The organism is Cobetia sp. D5 (assembly GCF_035666195.1).
Classification (GTDB): Bacteria; Pseudomonadota; Gammaproteobacteria; order Pseudomonadales; family Halomonadaceae; genus Cobetia; species Cobetia amphilecti.
On sequence record NZ_CP142020.1, the window covers coordinates 3,659,463 to 3,674,381 of the forward strand.

Sequence of the window (14,919 nt, forward strand, 5' to 3'; positions counted from 1 at the left end):
CAAGCCATTGTTTTTATTGGGAATACCAAAAAGCTGGCATCGGGCATGCAATCTATACAGCGAGATGGCAAATGGCGGCTATCTCGCATGGCGTGCTCATTGCTGAGTCGAGGATCCGGGACCGGCGTATCCCCCTCGATATACAATGGCATTTAAGTCCACCCTATTTGGGGTGGACTTTTTTTATGCCAGCAGACAGCGGCAAGTCATTGATGTCTTTGCTTCAGAGCACGATGGGCCGCTCACTCCTTCTTGCTGATCTCGCTTCTCGCCACTCATTTTTCTTCCCGCTGCTGACGACGCGCGATCCAGCGCTGACATTCACCGATGATGCCGCTGCGGAAGCTGAGCACGCAGACCACGAAGATGGCGCCCAGAATCACGCTGACCCAATCCCCCAGCGCGGATTGCGCCAACTGATGCTGCAGCCCGATGACCAGCCCGGAGCCCACCAGTGGCCCGAGCAGCGTGCCGACGCCGCCCAGCAATGTCATCAGGATCACCTCCCCCGACATGTGCCAGCTGGCATCACCCAGCGAGGCGAGCTGGAACACCAGCGTCTTGGTCGCTCCCGCCAGGCCTGCCAGCCCCGCCGACAGCACGAAGGCCACCAGCTTGTAGGCATCGGTGTGATAGCCCAGCGAGATGGCGCGCGGTTCATTCTCGCGGATGGCCTTCAGCACCTGACCGAAGGGGGAATGCACCACGCGCCGGATCAGGGCAAAGGCCGCCACGAAGATCGCGAACACGAAGTAATAGAGGGTGTGGTTGTTCGCCAGATCGAACACGCCGAACAGCTCACCGCGCGGCACGCCATGCAGGCCATCTTCCCCGTGGGTGAACGGCGCCTGGATGAAGAAGAAGAACATCATCTGGGCCAGGGCCAGCGTGATCATCGCGAAGTAGATGCCCTGCCGTCGGATGGCCAGCGCCCCGAACAGCGTCCCCAGCACTACCGCGCCGAGCGTACCGGCCACGATGCCCAGCGCCGGACTCAGGCCCGGGTATTCCGCGAGCAAGAAGCCGGTGATATAGGCGCCCGTGGCCAGGAAGGCGGCATGCCCGAAGGACAGCAGCCCCACGAAGCCGAGCAGCAGATTGAAGGCGCTGGCGAACAGCGCAAAGCACAGAATCTTCATCAGAAAGACGGGATAGGCGACCCAGGGTGCCAGCAACCCGAGCAGGAACAGCACGAGATACAGCACGCCCAGCGGGGTGATTCTGCGCGGCGCGCTGCCTGCACGCGCGGCCTGGTGATCCTGTTGCAGTACGGCCATGTCAGGCCTCCTTTCCGAACAGCCCGGCAGGGCGAAGCATCAACACCATCACCATCACCACGAAGATCACGGTATTGGCAGCCTCGGGATAGAACACCTTGGTCAGCCCCTCGATCAGCCCCATCGCGAGCCCGGTGAGGATGGCACCGAGAATCGAGCCCATCCCGCCGATGACCACCACCGCGAACACCACGATCAGCAGGCTCGAGCCCATGGTCGGCGAGACGGGATACAGGGGCGCGGCCAGCACGCCGGCGAAGGCGGCAAGCGCCACACCGAGTCCGTAGGTCAGCGACACCATCAAGGGCACATTGATGCCGAAGGCCTGCACCAGCTCGGGATTCTCGGTTCCCGCGCGCAGATAGGCACCGAGGCGCGTGCGCTCGATCAGGAACCAGACTCCGAAGCAGACCACCAACGCCGCCACCAGCACCCAGGCGCGGTAGGTGGGCAGGAACATGAAGCTCAGCTTGAAGCCGCCACTCAGCGCCTCGGGGATCGGATAGCTCGACCCCGAGACACCGAACAGATTCACCAGCGTGCCCTCGAAGATCAGCGCCAGCCCGAAGGTCAGCAACAGGCCATAGAGGTGATCAAGATGCTGGATGCGCCGCAGCAGCAGACGCTCGACCACGATGCCCAATGCTCCCACCACCAGCGGCACCACGATCAGCGCCGTCCAGTAGTTGAGCCCCAGATATTGCGCTCCCAGCAGCGCCGCGAAGGCGCCCAGCATGTACTGGGCACCATGCGCGAAGTTGATGATGCGCAATAGACCGAAGATCACCGCCAGCCCCAGGCTCAGCAATGCATAGAAGGCACCGTTGATCAGCCCCAGCATCAGCTGACCGAACAGCACCATCAGGGGTATTCCAAAAATCATGGTCATCCGCACATTCCTTTTCAGCGCCCATTCGCGTCAGCCGCTCGGCACTGCCGATCATCCGACCGGCAGCGCCATGCCATACGCCTCAGCGACTCGACTGACGTTCGGCTTCAGCCCTTGACCAGCTCGCACTGGCTGTCCGCCAGCGGTCGGTAGGCTTCAGCGCCGGGAATGGTGCGGATCACGTCATAGACATCCCACTCGCCTTGGGAGTCGGAGGGCGCCTTGACCTTGACCAGATACATGTCGTGCACCATGCGCCCATCGGCACGGATGGTGCCGTTGTTGGCGAACATGTCGTTGACCGGCGTCTCGCCCATCTTGGCGCGCACGGTGGCGGTGTCATCGCTGCCGGTGGCCGCGACCGCATTCAGGTAATGCAGGGTGCTGGAGTAGATACCGGCCTGCACCATGGTCGGCATGCGCTCATTGCGCTCGTGATAGCGCTGGGACCAGGCACGTGTCTCGTCATTGAGGTCCCAGTACCAGCCGGTGGTGAGCTGCAGCCCCTGCGCCACCTCAAGCCCCAGGGCATGCACGTCATTGAGGAAGATCAACAGCCCCGCCAGCGACTGCCCGGCCTGCACCACGCCGAACTGGCTCGCCGTGGTCAGCGCATTGACGGTGTCCGACCCGGCGTTGGCCAACCCGACGATCTTGGCCCCGGAGCCCTGCGCCTGCAGGATGTAGGAGGAGAAATCACTGGTCGGGAACGGATGACGTACCTTGCCGACGATGGTGCCGCCGTTCTCGTTCACCACCTTTTCCACATCGCCTTCCAGGGCATGACCGAAGGCGTAGTCCGCGGTCAAAAGGAACCAGCTATCGCCGCCTTCATCGACGATCGCCTTGGCCGTGCCATGCGCCAGCGGGTAGGTGTCATACACCCAGTGGACATGATTGGGCGTGCAATGCTCATTGGTGATGCTGGAAGCCGCCGAGCCGGAGACGATTCCCAGCGTGTCCTGTTCGGCGAGAATCCGCGTCACCGCGATGCTCACCGATGAGGCCACCAGTCCGGCGACCATGTCGACATTCTGCTGATCGATCCAGCCGCGCACCGTATTGGCGCCGACATCGGCGCTGTTGCGGTCATCGGCACTCAATACCTCGATCGGCATGCCGTTGACGCTGCCGCCGAAGTCCTCGACCGCCATCTTGAGCGCATCGAGGCCGCCCGGTCCTGCCAGGTCACGATAGGTGCCCGACATGTCGGCCAGATAGCCGATCTTGATCACGCCGTCGCTGATATCGGCCTGCGCGATTCCCGCCGACAACAGTGACCCCATCATGAGCGCGGACAGCGGCAACAGGCGCCGGCGAGTGGCCGCCGTGATGCGGCGTGACAACGGTGATGCGACAGGAGTGGTGTTGCATGAAACGGTGGCGTTGGATGTAGCAGTGGCGTTGGATGAAGCGGTGGCGTGCATGACATCTCCAGACCGGTTTCCCGGCAATATTGTGATTGTTGTGGCGAGACGTACGGACTTCAGATGGACGAGTGCAAAGGCCGTGCATGGCGGCCAGCCCTGTGCAGCTCAGCCCGAGCGGGAGCTCAGACCCCCAGTACCTTGTGCAGATATTCGTGGCGGGCCGGCAATTCGGCCGCGCTGATCTCTTCCAGAATGGTGCCGTGCTCCATCAGGTAATGACGGTCGGCCAGCGGTGCGGCAAAGCGGAAGTTCTGCTCCACCAGCACGATGGTCATGCCGCGCGCCTTCAGCATCATCAGCACTTCGGCCAGCTTCTGGTTGATGACCGGCGCCAGACCCTCGGTGATCTCATCCAGCAGCAGCAGGTCCGCCCCGGTGCGCAGGATGCGCGCCAACGCCAGCATCTGCTGCTCGCCACCGGAGAGGCGCGTGCCCTGACTGGTGCGCCGCTCATGCAGATTGGGGAACAGCGCATAGAGCTCATCCAGCGACATGCCCTGGCCCTGGCTCTGGCTCTGGCTCTGGTCATGTCCTGTGCTCCTGACCAGCGGTGGCAGCAGCAGATTCTCCTCGACGCTCAGGCTGGCGAAGATGCCACGCTCCTCGGGGCAGAAGCCGACACCGAGATGGGCGATGCGATGCGGCGCCAGCCCCATGCTGTCCTGCCCCTTGATGAGAATCTCTCCGCTGCGCCGGCCGACCATGTTCATGATCGCGCGCAGCGTGCTGCTGCGACCGGCCCCGTTGCGCCCCAGCAAGGTCACCAGTTCGCCGCGCCGCACCGTCATGTTGACGCCATGCAGCACATGGGACTCGCCATACCAGGCGTTCAGCTCGCGCAGGCAGAGCTGCTCTTCCCCCAGCGGCGAGTCGGCCGTCGAGGCTTGCCTGTCCGTCGCCTGCTCCATAACCACCGTCATGAAACCTCCTTGTGCTCATCCGCCGTGGACTCGGGCGCTTCACTGCCCAGATACGCTTCACGCACCTCGGGGTTGGCCGACACGCTGGCGTAATCGCCTTCCGCCAGCACCCGGCCGCGCGCCAGCACGCTGATGCGATCGCACAGACGGCTGACCACGCTCAGATTGTGCTCGACCATCAGCACCGTACGGCCCCGCGCCGCGACACGAATCAGCTCGACCACGCGGTCCACATCCTCGGCGCCCATGCCCTGGGTCGGCTCGTCCAGCAGCATCACCGTGGGCTCAAGCGCCAGCGTGGTCGCCAGCTCCAGCGCGCGCTTGCGGCCATAGGGCAGACTGGCGGTCACACGGTGGGCGTCATCGCGCAGCCCTACCTGCTCCAGCAGATGCAGCGCCTGCTCGTTCAGGCTGTCGAGGCTGCGTTCCGGCTTCCAGAAATGAAACGAGGTGCCCTGGGGGCGTTGCAGGGCGACCCGCACGTTCTCGAGCACCGTTATCTGGGAAAACACCGCCGATATCTGGAAGGAGCGCACCAACCCCAGGCGCGCGATCTCATGCGACTTCATGCGAGTGATGGATTTGCCGCGATAGAGAATCTCGCCGCGGGTGGCCGGTAGAAAGCGCGTCAGCAGATTGAAGACTGTCGTCTTGCCGGCGCCATTGGGGCCGATCAGGGCATGGATATGCCCTTCCTGCACCTGGAGATTGACGTCATCGACGGCCGTGAAACCTCGAAAGTCCTTGCTCAAGCCACGCGTCTCGAGAATCGGGGCCGTCGCTGATGCGCCCCCGCTGGCACGCGGCCCCTGAATGGGCGGTGATGGCATGTCAGTACTCCGTCCTGACCGGCAAGCCGGTGGTCTGTGTCTTCCAAGAGACATGAGGGCAGTTCGTCAGCGCGGATGCCCGCAACATCGCGGCTCGTCATCGACACGCAGCATCAACAGGCGCTATCCACAGGCCCTTGATATGCGCCATCGTTGCGAACGGCGCAACTGACGTTAACGTAAACTAGAATAGCGAGAGGCGCGCTGCCAGCGGCAAGCGCGCTCACTCGACCAATAGCCGATATATCAGCGACTTCTTTACAACGCAGCCCTCCCGAGACATCTCGAGGCCGGCAGACTCCCCCACCAGCCAAAGCCGAACCGTCGAGATGAGCGCAATTCCCGCCATAAAAAAGACGCCTGTCCGTCGCGGAATACCGCGCCGAAGAGGCGTCAACGAGGGTTGCCGAGATCATGACCTCTGGCCGGAGATCATGTACCTGACAAGAGACAACGGGTTTGGCCGGAGGCGGCTGGCCTCCGGCGGAAAGTCATGGCAGTTCGACTCAGGCTCACATTACACAGGTTCACATCGCGCGGGTTAAATTCACGCAGACTCAATTCAGTCAGACTCAATCCAGTCCAGGTCACGGAACCTGTCAGTGACTACTGGGCGCATCAGCATTCGATGGCGTTGACCGCGAGACCGCCCTTGGAGGTCTCCTTGTACTTGTCCTGCATGTCGCGGCCGGTGTCACGCATGGTGCGGATCGCCTTGTCCAGCGAGACGAAGTGATCGCCATCGCCGCACATCGCCATCTGGGCGGCATTGATCGCCTTGACCGAGGCAATCGCATTGCGCTCGATGCAGGGAATCTGCACCAGGCCGCCGATCGGGTCACAGGTCAGTCCCAGATTGTGTTCGAGACCGATTTCCGCCGCGTTCTCGACCTGCTCCGGCGTCGCGCCCATCAGCTCGGCAAGCCCGGCGGCCGCCATGGCGCAGGCAGAACCCACCTCGCCCTGACAGCCGACTTCCGCGCCGGAGATGGAGGCGTTCTTCTTGCACAGGATGCCCACCGAGGCTGCCGTGAGCAGGAAGTCGACCACGTCCTCCTCGCGAGCATCTTCCTGGAATTTCATGTAATAGCTGAGCACCGCCGGAATGATGCCGGCCGCGCCATTGGTCGGCGCCGTCACCATGCGACCACCGGCCGCGTTCTCTTCATTGACCGCCAGCGCGAACAGGTTGACCCAGTCCATCGCCGAGAAGGTCGAGGTGATGATCGACTTGCTGGATTCCACATCCAGCAGACGCGCATGCAGTCGCTTGGCACGGCGCTTTACGTTGAGCCCGCCGGGCAGCACGCCTTCGTGCGTCAGGCCGTTGTCGATGCACTCGTTCATCACTTCCCAGATGCGCCATAGCCCACGACGCACCTGGGTCTCACTGCGCAGCGCACATTCGTTGGCCATCATCAGCTCGCTGATGCGCATCTTGTGCATGCGACACAGCGCCAGCAGCTCATCGGCGGTGTTGAATTCATACGGCAGACGCAGGCTTTCGTCTTCCAGCAGCGGGTCACGCGCAGCCTCGACTTCGTCGACCACGAAACCGCCGCCCACCGAGTAATAGACATTGCGATACAGCTCATCGCGATGGCCGTAGGCGATCAGACGCATGGCATTGGGGTGATACGGCAGCGGCGCATCGTGCCACTGCATGTCACGTACCCACACGAAGGGCACCGCGATGCGGTTGTCGAGCAGCAGTGTCTGGGACTCCAGCAGCTCTTCGATGCAGGGGTCGATGATCGCAGGGTCGATCGTTTCCGGCAGCTCGCCCATCAGACCGAGAATGGTCGCCTTGTCGGTGCCGTGGCCTACGCCAGTGGCAGACAGCGAACCATGCAACTGCACCTCGATTCGCGCCACGCGCTCCAGCTGGTCACGCGAGCGCAGGGTCTCGACGAACTGCGCGGCAGCACGCATCGGGCCGACGGTGTGCGAGCTGGAGGGGCCGACACCGACCTTGAAGAGATCAAATACACTGATGGACATGACAACACCTCATCTCGGAAACTCGCCGCGCCTGAGCGCCTGCCAGTGGATGAGGCAATGATGATGGATGGGGGCGGGACGCGACAAACCATAAAAATTGGTCGTGGGTTTAGCCTGACTAAACCCTATGCATCAAAAACGGCGTAAACTATGCTCTTCGCGCCACCTTGTGCCCTGATGCCTTTAGCTATCACCGCCATCTGCATCTGGCCATCGCGGCTTCTCCCTCACTATCTGCCTCCAGCGCTTGCATGAGACCCGCCCATGACGTCTTCTCTCGACAACACGCCTGGTACTGGCCCCGTCGTGCCGCCGACGGCGACCGGCACGCCCGCCACCACACCGAGCCTGCGCCACCTGAATGGTCAGACCCATGCCTGGCTGCAGGTATTCGCCTGCGCCGCACGTCATGGCTCCTTCACGCGTGCGGCGGAAGAACTGCACGTCACCACGGGCGCGGTGAGTCAGCAGATCAAGCAGCTGGAGGAGCGGCTGGGCTTCAAGCTGTTTCTGCGTCGTTCACGCGGACTCGAGCTGACAGGAGAAGGCGCTCGACTGGCGCGTGTCGTGGAGCAGTCCTATAGCGCGGTGGGACTGGAGGTCAAACGGCTGCGCAGCGGCTTGATGAGTGGTGTGCTCAGGTTGCGTTCGGTGCCGTCATTTCTCTCCAAATGGCTGGCGCCCCGGCTGCCGCGCCTACAGGCACGCTTTCCGGATATCGAGCTGCACGTGCGCGCCGAGGACAGTGACTCACCGCTGCGCGAGGGTGATTTCGAGCTGGCAGTCGACCTCAACGACGGCCACTACCCGGGCATGCAGGTCACCGACCTGATGGAGGAGGAGATCTTCCCCGTCTGCCATCCCGGCCTGATGCGCGGCCGCCCGCCGCTGCGCAGCGCAGAGGACCTCGCCTGGTATCCGCTGCTGCACGACATCACCGCCTGGCGCGGCAGTCACGACCACGCCGAGTGGGAATTCTATCTGGCCAGCATCGGCGCGCCCGAGATCAACGTTCAGCGTGGCTATACCTTCAACCGCAACCACCTGTCGATGGAGGCTGCCATCGCCGGCATGGGAGTCGCGATGGCAAGGCGCACGCTGATCACCGACGAGCTGTCGCGCGGCACGCTGATCGCGCCCTTCGCGCAGCGGGTACTGACCGGCAAGCGCTACGTCATCGTCCATCCCCACGGCACCCTGGATGATGGCCGCATCCAGGCCGTGCATGACTGGATCGTCGAGGAAGCCGAGCGGGATCGGTTACGTCAGAGCTGACGAACATTTCCGCTCGGCGCAACATCGATGCTGAAATGGAATCTCACAGTTTTCTTACCAGAATATTAACTGAGCACCTTTGCATCGTTATAATGAGCAGGCAAACAACACCCTCACCCTGACAGGCAGTCCATGGACTGTCCGGAGAGTCCCTTGTCTCGCCTGACTTCGCATACCCAGCACCATAACGCTGTTCCGCTCCCCATCAGCGCCGAACAGCCGCTGTATGGGCGCAAGCCCACTTCGCTCTTCATGCAAGCCTGCCTGCGCCTGGCCATCTATGCGCCGCTGGTGGCCGCGATGATGTCGCTGGTCATGCATGATGCCCACCACTTCGGTGATGTCGGCTTCAGCGAAGCCAGCTGGACAGAACACATGCAGAGCACTCTGTTGGCCTTGAGCGCAGCCACCATGTGGCTGGTGCATTCACGCCTGCCGGACCTGCGCACCATCAGCCTGCTGCTGTTCGGTCTGTTCGCGGCGTCCCTGATCCGTGAACAGGACGCCCTGCTCGACGGCATGATCGGCGATGGCAGCTGGCAGTTCCTGGTCAGCGTGGTCGCGATCCCGGTCATCATCGGCGTATGGCGCAACCGCAACCGCTTCATTGCCGAGTTCGAGCACTTCGGACGCAGCTTCGCGTTCGGCCTGTTCGGCGCCGGCTTCCTGGCGACCTACGTCTTCTCACGCCTCTACGGTCGCTCGGAATTCTGGGAAACCCTGATGGGGGACTCCTACCTGCGTTCGGTCAAGAATGCCGCCGAGGAAGTCACCGAACTGTTCGGCTACACCCTGATGGCCATCGCCGTGATCGAGATCGTGCTGCTGGCGATCCGCATGGGCCGCCAGCGCCGCGCCCTGCTGCGTGAGCTCAACGCCAACGACTGAGCCCGGCAGCAAAACCCTCTTGCCGAGCTGCGCGCATGACCTGTCGCACGACCGTCACTTCGCCCTGCCCCATGAAACAACGCGAAGTGACGTGACATGAAGCACAGCGTGAAGCGCAAGAGACAGACAGACCCGTGACTCTCCCAAAAGCCGCTGCTCACCTGAGCCGCGGCTTTTTTTCGTTTCTACTCTCAACAGGCTCTGCTCAACAGTCTCTGCTCAACAGTCTCTGCTCGACAGTCTTCTCTCGACAGGCTGCGCTAGACAGGCGTCTCTCGATAGCCATTGCGCGAGGTACTGACGGAAAACGGCTGGACATCAAATGAGAATGATTATATTTTACTAAGCAGTGGATACAATTCAACTATCGCCACTGCCACAGGAAAGCACCGACAGGATCTTGACCGTGTCATGCCCTCATTCTCAAGGAGCCTCACATGCGCTGGTTCAGTAGCTACCGCTTGCACGGTCATAGTCTTGCCCCCAGTCTCCCGCAGCACAGCCTCATCATCAGCATGCGCTGGCCCAGTCGCTGGCGATTGACGCCCGGCGCCACCGTCGTGGTGGAACATCCCAGGCTGGGCCAGCTGGTCAAGCGCCTGCATCGCATCGACGACAACGGCCGCCTGTGGCTACGCGGCGAGCATCCCGACGGCTTGAGCAGCGAGCAGATGGGGCCGGTCTCCCGTCAATGCATCAAGGGCCGTGTCGTCTTCAGCGTGGCGGCAACGCCTTCGTCTCACCAGTTGCGCCACGGCGCCTGATAGCCCCCAGGGCACATCACGCAGACCTTTAACGACGCAGTTCGAAGGTGGCAAGGTCCGTAAAGAAAAGCCTGAAGGCGACACAGCCCGTAGAGAAAGACCCGCAACGTAAAGCCCACAAACGACAACGCCCGCCTCCCATTCGCATGGGGGCGGGCGTTGTCTTGTCAGCGGGGCCAGCAGTTCAGGTGTGGCCCCGAGCGCTTCAGATCACTCTTCCATGAAGGAACGCAGTGACTCGGAGCGTGACGGGTGACGCAGCTTGCGCAGCGCCTTCGCTTCGATCTGACGGATACGCTCACGGGTGACATCGAACTGCTTGCCGACTTCCTCGAGGGTATGGTCGGTGTTCATGTCGATACCGAAGCGCATGCGCAGCACCTTGGCTTCACGTGCGGTCAGGCCGGACAGGATGCCACGGGTCGCTTCGATCAGACCTTCGCCGGTGGCGGAGTCGATCGGCGAGACCATGGTGCCGTCCTCGATGAAGTCACCCAGGTGCGAATCATCATCGTCACCGATCGGCGTCTCCATGGAGATGGGCTCCTTGGCGATCTTGAGTACGCGACGCACCTTGTCTTCCGGCATCTCGAGACGTTCGCCCAGCTCTTCCGGCGTCGGCTCGCGACCCATTTCCTGCAGCATCTGACGCGAGACACGGTTCAGCTTGTTGATGGTCTCGATCATGTGCACCGGAATACGGATGGTGCGCGCCTGGTCCGCGATGGAGCGAGTGATCGCCTGACGGATCCACCAGGTGGCGTAGGTCGAGAACTTGTAACCACGACGGTACTCGAACTTGTCCACGGCCTTCATCAGACCAATGTTGCCTTCCTGGATGAGATCCAGGAACTGCAGACCACGGTTGGTGTACTTCTTGGCGATGGAGATGACCAGACGCAGGTTGGCCTCGACCATTTCCTTCTTGGCACGACGCGCCTTGGCTTCACCGATCGACAGGCGACGGTTCACTTCCTTCAGCTCGCTGACCGGCAGCTGGACCATGTCCTGCTCGAAGGCGATCTTGCGCTGGGCACGCAGCACGTCGGCACGGAACGGCTCGAGCTTGTCGGCGTACTTCTTGCTGCCACCGATGAAGCTGTCGAACCAGTCCATGTCGGACTCGTGGCCCGGGAAGGCCTTGATGAAGCTCTTGCGAGGCACCTTGCCGCGCTTGACGAAGATCTGCAGGATGACCTTTTCCTGCTCGCGCACCTGCTCGACGGACACGCGAACCTGACCGACCAGACGCTCGAAGTGCTTGGGCACCAGCTTGATCGGCGAGAACAGCTCGGCAAGACGATCCTGTTCGGCTTTCGCCTCGGCAGAGCCGGAACCGTACTTCTCGATGGCGGCCTTGGTCGCCTCGTTCTGCTCACGGATCTGCTCGAAGCGGACGCGGGCCAGCTCGGGGTCCGGGCCACCTTCAGAGGCGGAATCGTCGTCTTCGTCTTCGTCGCCTTCGGACTCTTCGCCCTCGGGAATCTCTTCGACTTCCTCGACTTCGACTTCGGCGACACCCGGCACGCCTTCGTCAGGGTCGATGAAACCGGAGAAGAGATCGGACAGACGTCCGCCGTCTTCGCCCAGAGTGCCGTCATAGGCTTCCAGGATGGAGTCGACTGCCCCCGGCAAGAATGCCAGCGACGACATCACCTCACGCGTGCCCTCCTCGATCCGCTTGGCGATCTTGATTTCGCCTTCACGGGTCAGAAGTTCCACGGTGCCCATCTCACGCATGTACATGCGGACGGGGTCGGTGGTGCGCCCCACATCGCTTTCCACCGCGGCGAGGGCGGCAACGGCCTCTTCGGCGGCAGACTCGTCAGTGGAGGAATCAGACATCATCAAGGTATCGGCATCGGGCGCTTCTTCCGCGACCTTGATGCCCATATCGTTGATCATGCTGATGATGTCTTCCACCTGTTCGGGATCAGCGATATCCTCGGGCAGGTGATCGTTGACCTCGGCATAGGTCAGGTAACCCTGTTCCTTGCCGCGCGCGATCAACTCCTTGAGACGCGACTGCTGCTGCGCATTACCAGCCATAGAACCCCTATCTCGACGAAGAAGAATGAAGCACCTGGACGCGACGCGGCTCAGCGAGTGAGCATGGCGCCGGTATAGGGACGAAGAGAGCATCAAGCGCACCAGTATAGCGTGCCATCAGGAGATGCTGCCAGCGGCGTATTTGCCGGACCATCCAGGTGTGTTAGCGTTATCGGTTACGTTGCGGCAGTCCGCATCGGGAGCTACCTCATTAAATAGTGGGCATGAGTGCGTCTTTCAAGGCCATGGGGCGTATTTTCCTGCGCCATCGCCTCAGCTCTCACGGCATTTCCACCATTGTCGGCCTTCCTGGCACCGAGACTGCGTCAGCGCCGTGTTGCCAGCTCCATCAGCAGGGCCATCAGCCGCTGCTTCTCTTCTGCCGACAACTTCTCGCCACGCTTTTCCTTGGCCAGCAAGGCCTGATATTCCGCTTCCGGCGTGGTGCGCGCCTGCTGATGCTGGCAATGCTCCACCAGCCCCTTCAGCTCTTCGCTGCGCACGTCACGCGGAATCAGCAATTCGCGGGCTGCCAGCTGCTCAAGCCTCGGCCCCTGTGCGGTGCCGAGGAAGTGCGCCAACAGCACCTGTGGCGAACGATACTGCCCCGCCTTCAAGAGACGCACCACGTCGTTCAACAGCTGCGCATCCTCGCTGTCGGCCGGCTCGCCCGCGCCTTCGATCCACTCATTGGAGTCAGGCAGCTCGGCGACCAGCTGCGGCTCGTGCACCAGAAGATGCAACAGGCGCGTCAGCATGCTGACCGAGGTGCGCTTCTGAGACCTGGCCGGCGTCGCGCGCGCGGCTTGAGCGCCCTGGCCCGCAGGCATCTCGCCATGCGACTGCCAGTCATCCGGCTGCCAGCCATCGGGCTCGCTGTCGCCGAAGCCGGCATCTGCCATCGCCTCCAGCGACGACCACTCATCCTGCGCGTCACTCAGCGTCGCGCCGTCCTGAGGACTGGCAGCGGGCGTTGAACGCGGTGCCGAATGTGTCGCGCCGGGCTGACGTTGCTGCTGTTGCGAACGCTGCGGTTGCTGAGGGTGCTGACGTAGTTGCTGGTGCTGACGCAGCCGTGCCTGCTGGGCTTCACGCGCCGCGGCGCGCTCCACCAGCATGGCGTCCAGCCGCTCACGCTCCAGACCACTGCGCCGCTCAAGCTCCTTGAGCAGCAGCGAGCGCAGCACCCCTTCGGGCACGCGCGAGATCCACTCCAGCGCTTGGGTCACGAACCGCTCGAGCTGCTCCATGCGCTTGAGGTCGCGTCCTTCCGCGGCCTGCTCGAACAGGAACTCGGAGAGCCCGGAGGCGCAGGTGACACGCTTCTCGAATGCCTCCTGACCCTCGCTGCGCACCAGGGAATCCGGGTCCTCGCCTTCCGGCAGGAACAGGAAGCGCGCCTGACGGCCATCGATCATGACCTCGAGCACGGTCTCCAGCGCGCGGCGCGCCGCCTGCCGACCGGCCTTGTCGCCGTCGAAGCAGAACACCACCTCATCGACCAGGCGATAGAGGCGCTTGAGGTGCTCCTCACTGGTCGCGGTGCCCAGGGTCGCGCAGGCATTGCGAATGCCGTACTGCGCCAGTGCCACCACGTCCATGTAGCCTTCGACGATCAGCATGCGTTCCAGCTTGCGATTCGCCTCACGGGCTTCAAACAGACCGTAGAGCTCGCGTCCCTTGTGGAAGACGGGAGTCTCGGGAGAATTCAGGTATTTGGGCTTGGCGTCGCCCATCACGCGACCGCCGAAGGCGATGGTGCGGCCTTTCCAGTCACGGATCGGGAACATCACGCGATCGCGGAAGCGGTCATAGCGGCGACCGCTTTCCTCGTGATGGATCAGCAGACCGTATTCGATCTGCACATCCTCGCTGACACCCAGCTTGCTCAGGTGATGCTTGAGGTGCTCCCAGCCTTCCGGCGCGAAGCCGATGCCGAAATCACGCATGACCTCACGCGACAGACCACGGCCTTCCAGATACTCACGTGCCGGCTGCGCGGCCGGCTCCGTCAGGCGCTGACGATAGAAGTCCGCGGCCGCCTCGAGCAGATTGACGCCCTCTTCGCGGGCCTGCTCACGACGCTGGCGCTCACGGCGCTCATGCGGACTCTGGTTGCCGCCTTCGCGCGGCACTTCAAGCGCCAGCCGCGAGGCCAACTGTTCGACGGCCTCAGGGAACGGCAGGCGATCGAACTCCATCAGGAACTTGAGGGCACTGCCGCTCGCCCCGCACCCGAAGCAGTGATAGAACTGCTTGTCCGGGATGACGTTGAACGAGGGAGAGTTTTCCTGATGGAACGGGCAGAGGCCGACATAGCTCTTGCCGGCCTTCTTCAGCTGGACGCGCTCACCCACCACCTCGACCACGTCGGTGCGGGCCAGCAGATCGTCAATGAAGCCTTGGGGGATGAGACCAGCCATGATTCGCCAGAAGTCGTGGAAAAACGGACTGACCGCAAGATAGTGTCGGCTCAGCAAAGTGAGCGGCTACCTTCAGGTCAGGCCATTCCTCGAGTTAGCGACATGCGCCAGGCAACGGCACACGGCTCGAGAACAAACGGACCACTAGAGACAAAAACAAGCGGCCACCGTGA

At 62.5% G+C, this 14,919-nt stretch carries 11 protein-coding genes; 3 read left to right on the plus strand and 8 right to left on the minus strand.

Going from position 1 to position 14,919, the window contains the following annotated elements; translation table 11 throughout:
• Positions 1-275: 275 nt before the first annotated feature.
• The 6 genes from U0O11_RS15135 to U0O11_RS15160 form a co-directional block, all read right to left on the minus strand.
• Positions 276-1,277 (minus strand): branched-chain amino acid ABC transporter permease, encoded by a 1,002-nt coding sequence (locus U0O11_RS15135; protein ID WP_082388929.1) that lies wholly within the window; start codon positions 1,275-1,277, stop codon positions 276-278.
• A 1-nt stretch (position 1,278) separates the two neighbouring features.
• Entirely contained in the window at positions 1,279-2,166 is an 888-nt protein-coding gene (locus U0O11_RS15140) for a branched-chain amino acid ABC transporter permease (RefSeq protein WP_043334657.1), read from the minus strand.
• Between the two features lie 107 nt (positions 2,167-2,273).
• The gene (locus U0O11_RS15145) at positions 2,274-3,455 is read right to left on the minus strand and encodes an ABC transporter substrate-binding protein (RefSeq protein ID WP_279837394.1); all 1,182 of its coding nucleotides are present in this window, start codon (positions 3,453-3,455) and stop codon (positions 2,274-2,276) included.
• Between the two features lie 263 nt (positions 3,456-3,718).
• The gene (locus U0O11_RS15150; protein ID WP_442872634.1) at positions 3,719-4,516 is read right to left on the minus strand and encodes an ABC transporter ATP-binding protein; all 798 of its coding nucleotides are present in this window, start codon (positions 4,514-4,516) and stop codon (positions 3,719-3,721) included.
• Positions 4,513-5,346 (minus strand): ABC transporter ATP-binding protein, encoded by an 834-nt coding sequence (locus U0O11_RS15155; protein WP_279837385.1) that lies wholly within the window; start codon positions 5,344-5,346, stop codon positions 4,513-4,515. The genes U0O11_RS15150 and U0O11_RS15155 overlap by 4 nt, the downstream gene beginning before the upstream one ends.
• Before the next feature lie 618 nt (positions 5,347-5,964).
• On the minus strand, positions 5,965-7,347 hold the full coding sequence (locus U0O11_RS15160) for an L-serine ammonia-lyase (RefSeq protein WP_131432741.1): 1,383 nt from the start codon (positions 7,345-7,347) through the stop codon (positions 5,965-5,967).
• A gap of 264 nt (positions 7,348-7,611) precedes the next feature.
• Between U0O11_RS15160 and U0O11_RS15165 the strand changes: the two genes are divergently transcribed.
• The 3 genes from U0O11_RS15165 to U0O11_RS15175 all read left to right on the plus strand — a co-directional run bounded on the left by U0O11_RS15165 (position 7,612) and on the right by U0O11_RS15175 (position 10,274).
• Positions 7,612-8,622: a LysR substrate-binding domain-containing protein gene (locus U0O11_RS15165; protein ID WP_131432742.1), complete on the plus strand. Its 1,011-nt coding sequence runs from the start codon at positions 7,612-7,614 to the stop codon at positions 8,620-8,622.
• A 153-nt stretch (positions 8,623-8,775) separates the two neighbouring features.
• Positions 8,776-9,510 (plus strand): hypothetical protein, encoded by a 735-nt coding sequence (locus tag U0O11_RS15170; RefSeq protein WP_279837384.1) that lies wholly within the window; start codon positions 8,776-8,778, stop codon positions 9,508-9,510.
• Positions 9,511-9,947: 437 nt separating this feature from the next.
• Positions 9,948-10,274, plus strand: coding sequence for a hypothetical protein (locus tag U0O11_RS15175; protein ID WP_054557224.1), 327 nt, complete (start codon positions 9,948-9,950; stop codon positions 10,272-10,274).
• Positions 10,275-10,484: 210 nt separating this feature from the next.
• Here the strand turns inward: U0O11_RS15175 and rpoD are convergent, their stop codons facing one another.
• Both rpoD and dnaG read right to left on the minus strand, forming a co-directional pair.
• Positions 10,485-12,323: an RNA polymerase sigma factor RpoD gene (gene rpoD, locus U0O11_RS15180; RefSeq protein ID WP_043334650.1), complete on the minus strand. Its 1,839-nt coding sequence runs from the start codon at positions 12,321-12,323 to the stop codon at positions 10,485-10,487.
• A gap of 326 nt (positions 12,324-12,649) precedes the next feature.
• Positions 12,650-14,746: a DNA primase gene (dnaG, locus tag U0O11_RS15185; protein WP_279837382.1), complete on the minus strand. Its 2,097-nt coding sequence runs from the start codon at positions 14,744-14,746 to the stop codon at positions 12,650-12,652.
• Positions 14,747-14,919 lie beyond the last annotated feature (173 nt).